The sequence below is a fragment of the Citrobacter sp. wls829 genome, assembly GCF_005280825.1.
GTDB lineage: Bacteria > Pseudomonadota > Gammaproteobacteria > Enterobacterales > Enterobacteriaceae > Citrobacter > Citrobacter gillenii.
Window position 1 is genome coordinate 239,537 of the sequence record NZ_SZWP01000066.1, and the last position, 14,784, is coordinate 254,320.

General features: G+C 48.7%; 17 protein-coding genes and 1 tRNA gene. 7 read left to right on the forward strand and 11 right to left on the reverse strand.

Going from position 1 to position 14,784, the window contains the following annotated elements; translation table 11 throughout:
- Positions 1–201: 201 nt before the first annotated feature.
- The 3 genes from FDW88_RS13870 to fimW form a co-directional block, all read right to left on the reverse strand.
- Positions 202–924 (reverse strand): fimbriae Y protein, encoded by a 723-nt coding sequence (locus FDW88_RS13870; RefSeq protein WP_117342166.1) that lies wholly within the window; start codon positions 922–924, stop codon positions 202–204.
- Between the two features lie 22 nt (positions 925–946).
- Entirely contained in the window at positions 947–1,672 is a 726-nt protein-coding gene (locus FDW88_RS13875) for an EAL domain-containing protein (RefSeq protein ID WP_137362769.1), read from the reverse strand.
- A gap of 164 nt (positions 1,673–1,836) precedes the next feature.
- Complete coding sequence (gene fimW, locus FDW88_RS13880; protein ID WP_115259165.1) at positions 1,837–2,430, reverse strand: fimbria biosynthesis transcriptional regulator FimW; 594 nt, start codon at positions 2,428–2,430, stop codon at positions 1,837–1,839.
- A gap of 37 nt (positions 2,431–2,467) precedes the next feature.
- Here fimW and FDW88_RS13885 point away from each other — a divergent pair, with 37 nt between their 5' ends.
- Both FDW88_RS13885 and FDW88_RS13890 read left to right on the forward strand, forming a co-directional pair.
- On the forward strand, positions 2,468–2,647 hold the full coding sequence (locus FDW88_RS13885) for a hypothetical protein (RefSeq protein ID WP_115259164.1): 180 nt from the start codon (positions 2,468–2,470) through the stop codon (positions 2,645–2,647).
- Between the two features lie 39 nt (positions 2,648–2,686).
- Positions 2,687–2,763 (forward strand) — tRNA-Arg (locus FDW88_RS13890).
- 158 nt (positions 2,764–2,921) lie between these two features.
- On the opposite strand, the gene uspF is transcribed toward FDW88_RS13890, so the two are convergent.
- Positions 2,922–3,350, reverse strand: a complete 429-nt coding sequence (gene uspF, locus FDW88_RS13895; RefSeq protein WP_096757984.1) for a universal stress protein UspF — start codon at positions 3,348–3,350, stop codon at positions 2,922–2,924.
- 445 nt (positions 3,351–3,795) lie between these two features.
- Between uspF and FDW88_RS13900 the strand changes: the two genes are divergently transcribed.
- Together FDW88_RS13900 and FDW88_RS13905 are read left to right on the forward strand one after the other, a co-directional pair.
- Positions 3,796–4,890 (forward strand): NapC/NirT family cytochrome c, encoded by a 1,095-nt coding sequence (locus FDW88_RS13900; RefSeq protein ID WP_137362770.1) that lies wholly within the window; start codon positions 3,796–3,798, stop codon positions 4,888–4,890.
- A gap of 21 nt (positions 4,891–4,911) precedes the next feature.
- A complete protein-coding gene (locus FDW88_RS13905; RefSeq protein WP_096757982.1) occupies positions 4,912–7,356 on the forward strand; it encodes a trimethylamine-N-oxide reductase 2 in 2,445 nt (814 codons plus the stop codon).
- 78 nt (positions 7,357–7,434) lie between these two features.
- On the opposite strand, the gene FDW88_RS13910 is transcribed toward FDW88_RS13905, so the two are convergent.
- The 7 genes from FDW88_RS13910 to cusR form a co-directional block, all read right to left on the reverse strand.
- A complete protein-coding gene (locus FDW88_RS13910) occupies positions 7,435–8,238 on the reverse strand; it encodes an MBL fold metallo-hydrolase (RefSeq protein WP_137362771.1) in 804 nt (267 codons plus the stop codon).
- An 80-nt stretch (positions 8,239–8,318) separates the two neighbouring features.
- Positions 8,319–8,570 carry a membrane lipoprotein lipid attachment site-containing protein gene (locus tag FDW88_RS13915; protein WP_096757980.1) on the reverse strand — a complete coding sequence of 84 codons (252 nt, stop codon included), beginning with the start codon at positions 8,568–8,570 and terminating at the stop codon, positions 8,319–8,321.
- Positions 8,571–8,584: 14 nt separating this feature from the next.
- Positions 8,585–9,091 (reverse strand): hypothetical protein, encoded by a 507-nt coding sequence (locus tag FDW88_RS13920; protein ID WP_137362772.1) that lies wholly within the window; start codon positions 9,089–9,091, stop codon positions 8,585–8,587.
- Between the two features lie 335 nt (positions 9,092–9,426).
- Positions 9,427–9,804: a DUF302 domain-containing protein gene (locus tag FDW88_RS13925; protein WP_117342171.1), complete on the reverse strand. Its 378-nt coding sequence runs from the start codon at positions 9,802–9,804 to the stop codon at positions 9,427–9,429.
- A gap of 55 nt (positions 9,805–9,859) precedes the next feature.
- Positions 9,860–10,186, reverse strand: a complete 327-nt coding sequence (locus FDW88_RS13930) for a copper-binding protein (RefSeq protein ID WP_137362784.1) — start codon at positions 10,184–10,186, stop codon at positions 9,860–9,862.
- Between the two features lie 144 nt (positions 10,187–10,330).
- The gene (locus tag FDW88_RS13935; RefSeq protein ID WP_137362773.1) at positions 10,331–11,782 is read right to left on the reverse strand and encodes a Cu(+)/Ag(+) sensor histidine kinase; all 1,452 of its coding nucleotides are present in this window, start codon (positions 11,780–11,782) and stop codon (positions 10,331–10,333) included.
- Positions 11,772–12,455 carry a copper response regulator transcription factor CusR gene (gene cusR, locus FDW88_RS13940; protein WP_137362774.1) on the reverse strand — a complete coding sequence of 228 codons (684 nt, stop codon included), beginning with the start codon at positions 12,453–12,455 and terminating at the stop codon, positions 11,772–11,774. The genes FDW88_RS13935 and cusR overlap by 11 nt, the downstream gene beginning before the upstream one ends.
- A gap of 181 nt (positions 12,456–12,636) precedes the next feature.
- Here cusR and FDW88_RS13945 point away from each other — a divergent pair, with 181 nt between their 5' ends.
- From FDW88_RS13945 to FDW88_RS13955, 3 genes are all read left to right on the forward strand, one after another.
- Positions 12,637–14,019 (forward strand): efflux transporter outer membrane subunit, encoded by a 1,383-nt coding sequence (locus FDW88_RS13945; RefSeq protein ID WP_137362775.1) that lies wholly within the window; start codon positions 12,637–12,639, stop codon positions 14,017–14,019.
- Positions 14,020–14,051: 32 nt separating this feature from the next.
- Complete coding sequence (cusF, locus tag FDW88_RS13950; RefSeq protein ID WP_137362776.1) at positions 14,052–14,399, forward strand: cation efflux system protein CusF; 348 nt, start codon at positions 14,052–14,054, stop codon at positions 14,397–14,399.
- A 75-nt stretch (positions 14,400–14,474) separates the two neighbouring features.
- A partial coding sequence (locus FDW88_RS13955) for a heavy metal-binding domain-containing protein (protein WP_305764103.1) occupies positions 14,475–14,784 on the forward strand: 310 nt, incomplete at its 3' end.

The window sequence follows — 14,784 nt, forward strand, 5'->3', positions numbered from 1 at the left end:
ATTATTTAGGTTTTGTTAAGGAGGTCTTAGATGGCCATTACGACGTAATGCACAGAGTTCGTAGGGTTAAGTGCTTTGCACGCCGCAGGCATAATACCAGGATTAGTTGTAAATATTAAATTTATGTAAAAATTACATGGGGCGTCTCAGTAATAAATAAGTAATTTCCTAAAAAATCTTATTTCACAAAGGTTTATGGTGTTAAATTAAATGATGAGAGGTAGCGTTAAGACGGTGTATCAGATGCAAAAAACGTTGGCGGTGTGGCAATCCGAGATACGTAATCAGTTGATTCAGACGATAGATAACCCGGTGGTAAGGCCGGTTTTGTATGCAGGCAATCTTTTTTAAGGATTCACCTTGCAATAGTAATGAAACCATCTCCCAGTCAGCCAGGTTTAAACGCGAAGAATGAATATTATTTAGATTTGGCGATAATAAAGCGTGACGTATGTCTGCAAGGCGCTGACGGCGGGGGAGAACATAAAAAGGACCGGTCATGGCAATAAATTTACCCAGACTTTCGTCATTATCGTTGAGTAATAAAAAAATCTGTATGTCATTACGCTGTTTAACCAGCAGACGTAACTGTTGGAGCGTCTCGAAATACGAGAATGGCAATCCTTCCATATCAATCACTAACTGACTGGATTCAGGGGATTGCAGACTGTCGAGCGCCGACTCAAAATTCTGGAAAACAGCCGTACGGGTACCTGAAAATAAATAGCGGTTCAGTGTAAATGCGAGATAGTAATCAGTGGTGATAATTGCCTGGGATACAGTGTCTCCCGGTAATGTATAATTGATTTTTTGTGCCAGATACTCAAGCCGGTCAAATACCTGCGGCGCACAGTGATGATATTGATGGGTACAGTGAGTGTTTTGTAAACGGCGATGTCGTTCCCGACGTAGTACGCTGCGCATCCTTCCTGTTTTCCTTTCCGTTTTATTTCTCCTGCCCTGGATAAATGGCGGGCCATAAATACCCCTGCCCCAATTTTACGCCGGCTCGCTGGGCAATTTCCTTGTGCGTTTGGGTTTCAATCCCTTCGACAATCACCTGATTTGCGATTGCTTGTCCTTTCTTAATGATCTGCTGGAGCCTGCTGGTTTTTTTACTCAGTGTCCAAAAGGTATTTTTATCCAGTTTAATGCCTGACAGGTGCCAATTAGCCTCAATGAATGCGATGAGTAATTCTTCATTGACGTCATCCATCCAGATAGGGGTGCCTGACGCTTCAACATGCTGCATAGCGTTATACGCCACATGGCGTTGAGCAACATTGAGCAAAAGGAATGTAGCAGGGTCCTGTATTTCGATGACAAGGTTAGGTGGATACGTAACATCACGCCAATGAAATGACGCCCAGTTCAGAAAGGCCTTCATCGGCAGGTTCAGTGAATAAACGTAGCCGGGCTGATAATGTACGATGTTGGCTATTTGGCGATAAAACAGGCTTTGTTGTTGTGCGAAAGAAAGCTGGCGAAAATAGTTCTCGCTATTCATTTTTCGCGGGAGGTGGGTCAGGACTTCAAAGCCGTATCGGTGCGAAGTCGATAACTCGACAATGGGTTCTAATTTCAGTGTTGAAAGTAGAACGTTAGCATCATTTTTTATTGAAGGATGTGCGTACTCATATTTATCGTTGCACAATAACAGGCTCGGCATCATGATATTCTCCCACGCGGAGCAAATATTACCGAGAGTGTTTTATTTTTACCCCGGAAATAACACATAGGCATTATTGTGGCAGCATAGAAATGGGGGCAGTAGGCGCATATACTTAATTGCACATGAGACATTTCTCATAAAGTTTCCAGCGCATAAGAAACGGTTCAATTTTGTAGAAAACTCAGGTTAACCCTGATGTATCTTAAGAATTGTTGTTCATTTTTCACCTGCAGTTTTCTCATAATACTCCGACGCGTTACCTTCGCTTCTACCTCACTGAGTGCAAGAAGCTGTGCGGTTTCGGCGGAGGTATATCCGCTGGCGAGGAACATTAAAAACTGACGCTCTGCAATGGAAAAGTTGCGGGTGGTGCAGTAGTGACAGATGGTGGCAGGGACGCTGGAACGGAGTGCGCGTTTTTGCAAAATGAGTACCATTTTTTTGCCGATCTCTTCGACATCATCTTCGCGATAAATCAGCGGTAGCATGTACAGGCAGGGCCTGAACATCAGCTTATCTTTATCGCATTTGCTGCAAATAATGACCCGATGCTGGTGACGGGTGTGGCGGGGAATTTCGTAACAGCCCGCGCTGAGCCACTCTTCATCCAGCGATAAAAAGGCGATGTCTGCACGATCGATATCGTCGACAGGCAAGAAGCAAATCTCCTGACGCCACTGATTCGTCAGACGAGTAATGATGATTTTCAGACCATGTTCGAAGTGACTATTTTCGTCTTTGATGGCGATACTTAACATTGAAGGGATCCTAAACCGCAGGGAAGGGTGTAGGAGAATGTTAAGCAAAATCATTAATTTTCTAAATACATTTAACCTTAAACCGGGCTTTACGGCGCCTCAGTTGTTACCAGGTGATTTCCTGGATACCCGTGGACGAGCAGAAAAAACCACCATTCGTACACTTCGCAAGCAACCAGAACAAAAGGCATTGACTCAGCAGGCGCTGACCGTATAATTCACGCGTTTCATCCGCATGAAGTTTTCACTTCGCAATGCGCCCTTAGCTCAGTTGGATAGAGCAACGGCCTTCTAAGCCGTAGGTCGTAGGTTCGAATCCTACAGGGCGTACCATTTTACAGCATTCCTCTCTAATCATCCCTGTCGTATTCGCCATTGCAACAAACCGCCATTCGCTCCGTATTTGACTTTTTCTGCGAGACTCAGGAAATCCGAAACGAATAAGAACGGGAGCTGATTCGCTCCCGTATGTATGGTCTTTTGTCGGCATGTCACCGCACTACAAGCACCGGGCATTTTGCGTGGCGCACCACGGCGGAGGCCGTTGAACCCAGCAGATAAGTGCTAAAACCCGGCTTATGCGAACCGATGATGACGAGTTCTGCATCTACCGCTTCCGCTAACTTTAAGATCTGATCTTTAGGCGGGCCGTAAACGACGTGCAGTTCCGTCCTGCCGGCAGGAATGTTGAATTGTTTAACAATCTCTTGCAGCTTTTCGGTGGCCTTAGCTTGAATGCCACTTCTGTCCGGGAATTCATTGGAGTAGGCCAATCCCAGTGATGCGTAGAATGGGACAGTAGGGATAACGGCTAAAAAATGGACCTTTGCGGTTTTTGCGTGCGCCTCGACCTGTGGGATCACCTGACGCGTTACATCGGTTTCAGAGATATCAATCGGCACCAGAATAGAACGATACATATTCACCACCTCTTGTTTGTTATACCGCCATCCTGAGTGTAGCGAATTGATAACCTGTATAATAAGCAGCCAGATCAAGAATAGGTGCTTATCTCTCGATCTCATACCTGGTGAAAGAGATTCATTTTTTTCCTTTCCATTATGTATTTATTTATATAACGTAGTGTTTTTTGGGGGGGATAGATGCCCCTGGACTGGGTCTTCCACTTTTTACACTGATATTTTATTTAATAATGGGTTATTAAACTTATCACCAGGTTTATTGTTCTGTTTTTATATTGAATTTTAAAGAAAAATCTCTGTTGTAATAAATATGCGATCGCCTTCAAACTTGCCTATCTGCTGATTCTCATTTCCTTCTGGCCTTGATGAATATCAATAAGTAACCCAGCCAGTGTAATTACTGTCTACCTATTAAAGGGTAGGTTGCCTGTGGGAATGAAAAATGAGAAAAATAAATAAAACTATTCTATGGACAATGCTGCTGTGCATTGTTCTGGGGGCTGTGATCGTTTTGGCTGGGCAATGGACATTACATAAAACGTCGAGTACTGAATTTTGTCTGTCATGCCATACGATGCAAGCGCCTTATGAGGAATATACCGGTTCGGTCCATTTTCAAAATAAGAAAGGTATTCGCGCTGAATGTGCGGATTGTCATATTCCACAAGGTGGACTTGATTTCCTGGTTGCCAAACTCCGGGCAACAAAAGATGTTTATCATCAGTTCGTTACTAAGAAAATTGATACCCCAGAAAAGTTTGAAGAACATCGCCTGGAAATGGCGCAAACCGTGTGGGCGCAACTGAAAGCCAGCGACTCGGCGACTTGTCGCAGTTGCCACAGTATGGATGCGATGGATCTTGCTGCACAAAGCGCCGATGCGCAGAAAATGCACAAAATGGGGATTGCGGAAAAACAAACCTGTATTGATTGCCACAAAGGCGTCGCTCATTTCCCTCCTGAAATAAAAATGGATGACAGTGCCCTAAAAGGGCTCAAGGCACAGTCTGCCTCCACGCCTGCAACGGCAGAAAAACTTTATGCCGTCAGTAATACCCCGCTCGGTGATCTGGGAACGGTTTATCCGGCGACCCAAATGCAGGTACTGAAATCAATGGAAAATTCACGGCTGGTGGAGATCCGCGGCAGCCAGATGCAGGGAAGTGAACAGGTTATTTACTACGCGGCTGGGCAGCGTTTGATCCTTGCAAGCCTCAGTGAAAAAGGACAGCAATCGCTCAAGGTTCTCTCCGACTGGAAAAAGGATGACTACGGCAATACGTGGCGGGACGTGGCTCTGCAAGGAGAATGGAGTGGCTCCGCGCTCGCCAGTCGTGAACCGATGTGGGATTACGCCCGCAAGCTCGACAATGTGTATTGCGCAGGTTGCCATGCACCGATTCCTGCTAATCACTTTACGCTCAACGCCTGGCCTTCAGTGGCAAAGGGGATGGGCGCGCGCACCAATATCAGTGAAAACGAACTGGATATCCTGAGCCGTTACTTCCAGTACAACGCGAAAGACATGAACAAATAAGCGATAACACCAGGAGAAATCATGAAACTCACAAGACGTGACTTTATCAAGACGGCTGGCGCGGCAACCGGGACTATGGCGATTTCTTCGGTGATCCCGATGCCAGCCTGGGCGGAAGGCCAAAATGGCGGGGCAATCCTGACGGCTGCACGTTGGGGAGCTGTGTATGTGGAAGTAAAAGACGGCAAGGTTGTTTCTTCAAAAGGTGCATTACCGAAAACAGTACCGAATTCATTACAACAAACTGCGCCGGACCAGGTGCACACCAATATCCGCGTAAAATATCCGATGGTGCGCAAAAGCTATCTGGAAAATCCGGGTAAAGCGGACGGCAAACGCGGCAGCGATCCTTTTGTGCGGGTAAGTTGGGAGCAGGCGCTAAAACTGATTCATGAACAGCATAGCCGGATCCGCAGTAGTTACGGTCCAGCCGCGGTGTTTGCTGGCTCTTACGGTTGGCGCTCCAGCGGGGTTTTGCATAAAGCACAAACGTTGCTGCAACGTTATATGAGCATGGCGGGTGGATATGCCGGGCATACCGGGGATTATTCCACCGGGGCCGCGCAGGTCATCATGCCCTACGTTGTAGGATCGGTTGAAGTCTACGAACAGCAAACCACCTGGCCTATGGTGCTGGAACACAGCCAGGTCGTAGTGCTGTGGGGTATGAACCCGCTGAATACATTAAAAATTGCCTGGAGCAGTACGGACGAACAAGGTATCGAATATTTTAATCTGCTGAAGAAATCAGGGAAAAGCGTCATCGCAATCGATCCGATGCGTTCTGAAACGATTGAATTCTTTGGGGATAATGCCACCTGGATCGCGCCTAACATGGGCACTGACGTTGCGATGATGCTCGGCATTGCCCATACTCTGGTGAAGAAAAATCTCCACGACAAAGCGTTCCTGGAAAAATACACCACCGGATATCCGCAGTTTGAAGAGTACCTGCTGGGCAAGAGCGACAGTATTGAGAAAACCGCTGCATGGGCATCAGGTGTGTGTGGCGTACCTGCGGAACAGCTGGAGAAACTGGCAGACATTTTCTCCAGTAACAAAACCATGCTGATGGCTGGGTGGGGGATCCAACGTCAGCAATACGGTGAGCAAAAACACTGGATGCTGGTGACGCTGGCGGCAATGCTCGGGCAAATTGGTACCGAAGGCGGTGGTTTTGGTTTCTCTTATCACTACTCCAACGGTGGAAACCCGACGCGTACCGGCGGGGTATTACCGGCGATTTCGGCCAAAATTGAGGGCGGCTCGTCAGCAGGAAATGACTGGGCGGTTTCTGATGCCGTGACGAACCTGCCTGTAGCGCGCATCGTCGAAGCGCTGGAGAATCCGGGCGGAAAATATCAGCATAATGGTAAAGAGCAGACCTTCCCGGAGATCAAAATGATTTGGTGGGCGGGTGGCGCTAACTTTACCCATCATCAGGATACCAACCGCTTAATTAAAGCCTGGCAGAAGCCCGAACTGGTTGTTATCTCGGAGTGTTACTGGACGGCCGCAGCCAAACATGCCGATATTGTCCTGCCGATCACCACCTCGTTTGAGCGTAACGATCTGACCATGACCGGTGATTACAGTAATCAGCACCTGGTGCCGATGAAGCAGGTCATTGAGCCGCAATTTGAAGCGCGGAATGACTTTGACGTATTTGCTGATCTGGCCGAAATGCTCAAGCCTGGCGGAAAAGCAGTCTATAGCGAAGGCAAAGACGAAATGGCGTGGCTGAAGCAATTCTACGACGTTGCGCAAAAAGCCGCCCGCGCCCAGCGTGTGGCTATGCCGCAGTTCAACGCATTCTGGCAGCAGAATAAACTGATAGAAATGCGGGAAAATGAGAAGAACAACAAATATGTGCGCTACGCCGATTTCCGCAGCGATCCGGTGATGAACGCGCTCGGTACGCCGAGCGGTAAGATTGAAATCTACTCGAAAACGATTGAGGGCTATAAATACAAAGACTGTCCGCCGCATGCGTCATGGATTGAACCGGATGAGTGGAAAGGTTCTGCGGATAAGGATCAGCTGCAGTTACTGACGGCGCATCCGGCGCATCGTCTGCATAGCCAGCTGAACTACGCTGCGCTGCGTAAAGAGTACGCGATTGCTAATCGCGAACCGGTGACTATTCACCCGGACGATGCAAAAGCCAGAGGTATCGTCGAAGGGGATTTGGTACGCGTCTGGAATGGTCGTGGACAGGTGCTGGTTGGGGCGCACGTCAGCGATGGAATCAAACCAGGGATCATCTGTATTCATGAAGGGGCCTGGCCAGATATTGAAAACGGTATCTGTAAAAACGGTGGCGCCAACGTATTGACGGCAGATATTCCAACCTCAAGACTGGCGAATGGCTGTGCAGGCAATACCAGTCTGGTGTATGCAGAAAAATACACCGGCGAAGCGCCAAAACTGACCGTATTTGATGAGCCCGCTATCGTTACGATGTAGTGATAGTTAACTCACTCCTGTTACGAAGATAAAACGGGAGCCGCGAGGCTTCCGTTTTCCTTATTGGGTATGCCGTTTTTACTCAGCCAGAACAATCACATCTCCCGTTGCTGGCGCGTCTGTTCCGGGCAGCCAAAAACGTCCCCACGAACCGGTGCAATGACAGCCGAGCAACTTTTCGGGCTTTTGTTGACGGAGAAACCGACGCGTTTTCCACAATTTTTGCGGCGACGCCGCGCGTAAATGAAAGCCGCCGATCAGGGCGTAGATCCTGGTGGTGCCCGTAATGTTTTGACAATGGCGGACGATGTTCTCTATTCCTCGATGCCCGCAGCCGGTAATAATGATCAGTCCACGCTCAGACTGATAAATCAATACGCCTTCGTCGGTGATGTAATCCGGTTGGGGTGTTTGCTCCTGAATAACGCCGTAAGCCTGTGGCGTCGACACGTTTATTTCTCCGGACCACAGAAAGCGCTCACTAATCGGGAATGGCTCGCGGGTATAGGTCATATGCAGGCGAGAGTAATCATTCTCGCGTGATAATTTTTTGATTTTTTGGCTATATCCGGCAAAGGTGATTGCAGAATAACGCTCGCAGGCAATGTGCGGATGGCAGATGACGTGCGTATTATCCGCCAGCCACGGCACGCCGCCACAGTGATCGTAATGCCCGTGCGAGAGTACCACGGCGGTAAGTTGAGACAGGTCAACGCCCATTCTCGCGGCATTCAGCTTAAAGCTGTCATCCGGCCCGGTATCAAACAAAACAGAGGTTGTTTCATCCTGGACGAGCAGGCTTAACCCAGGGGCTGCCTGCAATGATTTGTCAGCACCGGCAGCGCGCGTGTTTTCAAGCAATACCGTAAGGGTTAAAGCCATACCAGACTCCGGCGTTAAAGCATCATACTGTAACGCACAGAAGGTAAGAGCGCTGTGATCTCAGCGCTCTTCGGGGCTACTCAGCGGCGATAGTACTGGTCGTTGTCGTCGTCATGCCGGTGGTGATGTCGCCAGGCGTGCTGGTTTTCTCTGTCTTCCTGCTCCTGGCGTTTATGCTCTTTATCGCGTTTGGATTCACGATTCTTGTGGTTAGCAATCGCCGTGGCTACCGCTGCAGCGCCTACACCTGCGGCTGCGGCAGACAGGTACGGATGCTCAGCACAGCCTGCCAGGCTGGCCATGATTACCAGTGCAGATATCAGTTTTTTCATTGTGGTGTCATCCGTTATTCACGCACAATCTTGCCAGCGTTACCGGCGTCGCTATCGTTCCAGCTACCGCGGCCGTTCGCTTTCAGGGTGTAAGTGGCATACCCCACGCGGAAGGTCATCGTATCTTTATAGGTATTCACATCGCGTACTTCATTGCCGTTTATGTAAACGCCGGAATCTTCTACGTGAATATCAACGCTGCGTTGACCGTTTTCAAATTTAGCCACGTAATTACCGGTGAACTTACCGTCGATACCGGCCTGGTCATGATTATCCTGATTACCGCTGTTCTGGCGGTCTTCATCATGACGATGATGGCGCCGATGATGGTTTTCCGCATTGTCGATAAACCCGTGATCGCGGTTCCACTCATAGGATTTATTCACATCGCAACCGTTGAGTTCACTCATTTGTGTACAGCCTGAGCGTTCATATTTTTTCTGCATCGCTGGGGTAATGGCGCATGCAGTTGTCGCGGTTGTCAGACCCAGAACAAAGATGGCCAGCAGACGTTTATTCATTCTGTTACTCACTATCATCATTAAATTTATTTATAGGAATATTGATTTTATTGCTGTCATGTTTATGACGAAGAAAGTTTCCCATTAAATATTAACGGTGCATACCAGGGGGATTCCTAATTTATATTTTCTGAGGGCGTTAAATTATGGGGGTATACAACATAATACGTAGGTATTTTACGTATTGTATACAATTCATTTATTATTCTGGAGGTTGTTTAATTTTTGATGTGCAATTTAATGGAATATTAATATTGACATTAATCGTGGAGAGAAAGAATGAAGGAGGTAATGAGAAATGCAGACTTATTGAACAATAAGCCTGCGTGTGTGACTCAGTCAATGCTGGCAATGCTTTGTTCTACAAGATTTTCCAGTTTTTTTAGTGCCTGAATAGCATGCGTATCCAGCCCGTATTTCTCCAGCGTTTCGACCGGATGAAAACCGACCCAAACCAGCCCGTCCGGTTGCTGGCTAATTAATACTCTGAAGGGTAAGTCGAGCGCTAATTCTGGATGCTGCAACATTAGCGCTGTACCCCCTTTGGGGTTACCAAAAATAAGTACCGTAGTGGGTGGAAGTATTAATTCCACCTCGGCAGCAGCTTTGGCATGATCAAACTCGCCAAATAAAACAAGGCCATGTGATTTTATGTTGGCCAGCAGGCGCTGACGTGTTTGCTGAAAATCAAAGGCGCTGAATAGCTTATTCATGGAATTTCCATCCGTAATGGGAGAGTGGTGTTATTCATCCAGAATAGTACATGAGTTATCCCTGTGCGGGGATCTGTTGGCGATGTTTTTCTGCCTGTTGCTGATGTGAAAACGCATGACCGTTATTCATTGACTCATGTACAACCATTGCTTTTTCATGCTCATCCATTTGTGAAAATGACGGCGCAACGGCCTTAGTGGACTGACTATTACGTACTTGTATCTGATGTGCCTGCACCATTTTCTGATGGGCAGAGGCATCGCTATTATTCATCATGTCATGGGCCATCGCCGCCTGTTGATGGGTATCAACACTTTCTGCGGCATTCACGCCAGCTGAGATAAAAAATGCAATAGCAAAAAAAGAAGACATCTTGTTCATCATATTTCTCCAGTATGGGTTTACGGAAGAAATGATAATAAGCAGGCGCGCTCAGCGAGGTGACAGAATTATGACGGTTACGTCAGAGAATCAATAAAAATGCCAGCAGGTCAGCGGATGGCACATTCGTGCCACCCTGCAGGGCTAATTTGCGTGTTTTGGCAGTGTCAGAATAAAGCGGGTGGCGCGGGTGTCAGAGGTGACCGCCACCTTTCCCTGATGGGCCGCGACAATTGATTTCACAATCGCCAGGCCAATACCGCTCCCTTCACCTTTACGCTGTCGTGATGGGTCTACGCGATAGAAACGGTCGAACAGTCGCGGCAGATGCTCCGCGGCGATGGGCGTGCCGGGATTCTCGACAATGATGTGCACCTGTTCGTCCGCCTCTTTTACCCGTACGGTCACCGACTGGCCCTTGGGAGTGTAACGCATGGCGTTCGACAGCAAATTGCTCAGGGCTCTGCGCAGCATTAACGGATCGCCAGACACCCAGCATGCGCGGCCCTCAAAGCGTAAACTTACCTCGCGCTCTTCTGCCCACGCCTCGAAGAAGTCAAACACCTTACCGACCTCATCCGCCAGGTTGAGTGCCGTCTTTTCCGGGATCAATTGATTATTGTCCGCCTGTGCCAGGAACAGCATGTCGCTCACCATCTTCGACATTCGGCCAAACTCTTCGAGATTGGAATAGAGCACATCTTCCAGCTCTTTCTGGCTACGGGGCTGGCTAAGTGCGATTTCCGTTTGGGTGACCAGATTGGTGATGGGGGTGCGGATCTCATGGGCAATATCCGCTGAGAAATTAGACTGGCGTTTAAACACATCCTCGATACGTTCGATCATATGGTTAAACGACCCGACCAGCTGCTCCAGCTCTATCGGTACGGCCTGGGGATCGAGGCGGACATCGAGATTCTTGGAGGTAATGTTCTGGATACGGCGACTGACGTTACGGATCGGTTCATGACCTTTATAGACGGCGAACAATACGATGAAAATAATCATCATGCTGATCAGCGACGCCGTCATAATTAGCTTGTTTTTCAGATCGTTAATATAGTGCAGATGAAAGTCTATTGATAACGCCATATACAGCGTCCAGGCCGGTTTGCCGTCCGCTAACTGGCCTACCGGCAAACGAATCATGCGCCAGTTGGAGGGCGTGTTTTCTCCGTGATCGTGATTTTGCGTGCGTAGCATGGGGCCGGAGATTAAAAAGACATTATTATTACCGGCGTTTTTATCCGGTTTCGCATGGGCAATAAACTGACGCAGATCCGGCGCACCAGGTGAATGGAAAATGGCTTTTTGGTTAGCATCTTCAAGTGAAATAATAACGTTAGAGTAACCGGAAACCACGTTTTTTAAGATTTCCAGCCGCCGGGATTCCGGTTCGTTGGGTTGATTAAGGATCCGTTCCAGCGTGGTGCTGATCTCTCTTAAATCGTTGATATCCTGCTCGGCAAAATGGACTTTTACCGAGTGGATCATTATCCAGGCGAAGGCGAAAAACGAAGCGATGGTTGCCAGGCTGATAAAAAAGGTCAGTCGCGTGGCCAGCGAAAAAGGGCGCTGCAGGCGTTTAATAGCCATCCGGTACCTCAAGCATATACCCCACACCGCGTACGGTCTGAATCAGCTTCGGTTCAAAGTCATTATCAATTTTGGCACGCAGGCGCTTTACGGCGACGTCAATCGCATTGGTGTCGCTGTCAAAATTCATGTCCCAGACCTGTGAGGCAATCAGCGAGCGGGGTAATACTTCCCCTTGATGGCGCAGGAAAAACTCGAGCAGCGTAAATTCTTTGCTGGTAAGGGGAATGCGGGTGCCACTGCGGGTGACTTTTCGGCTGACCAGATCAACCATTAAATCCGCAACCTGAAACTGACTTTCGACAATCACTGCCGCGCCACGGCGCAGCAGCGTTCTGACCCGAGCCAGCAGTTCGGCAAAGGCGAAGGGTTTCACCAGATAATCATCCGCCCCCAGTTCCAGGCCTTTGACCCGGTGTTCAATCGTGCCCAGCGCGGTGAGGAGAAGAATCGGCATGCCTTTGTTAGCGCTGCGCAACATACGCACGATATCCCAACCGTTCACGTCAGGCAGCATGATGTCGAGGATGATCAGGTCATAATCGCCGGTCATGGCCAGGTGATACCCGTTCAGGCCGTTATCCGCCAAATCGACAACAAAACCGGCTTCCGTCAGGCCCTTCGTCAGGTATTCGCCGGTTTTTTTCTCATCTTCGACGACCAAAATCTTCATCACATTCTCCTTCACCCACTGGCTGTGCGGGTTTCAATTCTAGAGAAGCGGGATCGGATAGCAATGAGTTATTGGGAAAATGACAGCTTTGTCATTTTCCTGTCACCGCTTAAACAGAGTCGATTCGGTAAGGTGCACGGTAATAAATTCACATTCCAGTCCGGTTTGGACGAAAAGAACTATGTGCAAATTTAAGCTTCTTACTCTCAGCGTTGTTTTTATTCTGGCCGGTTGTTCGCTGGCGCCGGAGTATCAGCGTCCGGCAATGCCGATACCGCAGCAATTTTCGTTGAGCCAGAATGCGCTGGTACCGGCACCACAGGGATACCAGGATACGGGCTGGCGCACCTTTTTCGTTGATGATCAGGTGAAAGCGCTGATTGGCGAGGCATTGCTGAATAACCGTGATCTGCGCATGGCCACCCTCAAGGTTCAGGAAGCGCGAGCACAATATGGGGTGACGGACGCAGACCGCTATCCGCAGCTTAATGCTGGCTCCAGCGGTACCTATAGCGGCAAATTTAAAGGCGAAACTAGCACGCAGAAAGAATTTGAGGCCGGACTGAATCTCAGTTTCGATTTGGATTTCTTCGGTCGCCTGAAAAATATGAGTGAAGCCGAACGACAGAATTTCTTTGCCAGTGAAGAAGCGCGTCGGGCGGTGCATATCTTATTAATTTCCAATGTCTCGCAAAGTTATTTCAACCAGCGACTGGCTTACGCGCAGCTGAAAATTGCCGAAGAGACGCTGCAAAACTATCAGCGTTCATACGCTTTTGTTGAGAAACAACTGTTAACCGGTAGCACCAACGTGCTGGCGCTGGAACAGGCGCGGGGCGTAATTGAAAGCACGCGCGCCGATATCGCCAAACGTAAAGGCGAACTGGCGCAGGCGAATAATGCGCTGCAACTGTTGCTTGGCACCTACGGGAAATTACCGGATGACCGGGCACGCAGCCACGGTGATATCAACGCGGTGACGCTGCCGCCATCGCTGCCATCGCAAATACTGCTTCAGCGACCGGATATTTTAGAAGCCGAGCATGCATTAATGGCGGCAAATGCCAACATCGGTGCTGCGCGGGCGGCCTTTTTCCCGTCCATTACCCTCACCAGTTCGCTATCGGGTAGCAGCAGTGACCTCTCCAGCTTATTTAATGCCGCCAGCGGCATGTGGAATTTCGTACCCAAAATCGATATTCCGATTTTTAACGCCGGACGTAATCAGTCAAACCTCGATTTGGCCGAAATTCGTCAGCAGCAGTCGGTGGTGAATTACGAACAAAAAATCCAGAACGCGTTTAAAGAAGTGGCGGATGCGCTGGTGTTGCGCCAAAGCCTGGCAGATCAAATTACTGCTCAACAGCGCTATCTGGACTCTTTGCAAATCACGCTGCAACGCGCCAGAGCGCTCTATCAACATGGTGCAGTGAGTTATATCGAAGTACTGGACGCAGAGCGTTCTTTATTCGCTACCCGGCAATCACTGCTCGATCTTAATTACGCCCAGCAGGTTAATGAAATTAAGCTGTTTGCTGCCTTAGGCGGCGGCTGGGTTGAATGATATTTAATTATAAATTATCAGGAGTATATGACATGAAAAGTACCGCTAACGCCGCTTTGTTTACTGTGTTGTCTGTGGTCATGTTTAACGCTCAGGCCAATGAGCATCAGCATGGCGAGATGATGAATATGCAGCCCGCTACCCAGCAGGAGCAAGTCATCAGCGCCACGGGCGTGATTGAATCTATTGATATGGCGAGCAAAAAAATCACCATCAAGCACGAACCTATTCCGGCGGTGAACTGGCCTGCGATGACCATGCGATTTACGCTGGTCCCGGAAACGAAGGCTGATGATATTAAGCCCGGCGATAAGGTCGCCTTTACCTTTGTTCAACAGGGAAATCTCTCTGTATTACGTGATATTCACGTCAGTCAATAACGCAGTCGCAGGTCTCTTTTATTCTCACCCGTTTTCTCTGAACGCGGGTGAGACACTCGCGCAATGGAAATCACTATGGCGTCTTTAAATATTAAAAATACCGCGCTTATTCTTGCCAGCATGATTGTCGGTGGGGTTATTGCCGTCGGTATCTATCCTTATTTGTCATCAGCAAACGTCCCGACCGACAGTGGCCCCGATGCGCAAAAAGAAGCGCGTAAAGTCCTGTTCTGGTATGACCCGATGTATCCGAATACCCGTTTTGATAAGCCGGGTAAATCGCCGTTTATGGATATGGATCTGATCCCGAAATATGCCGATGAAGAGACCGCGAGCGACGCCGCCGCAGGGGTGCGGGCACTGTTGCAAATAGTCGGTGGTGATA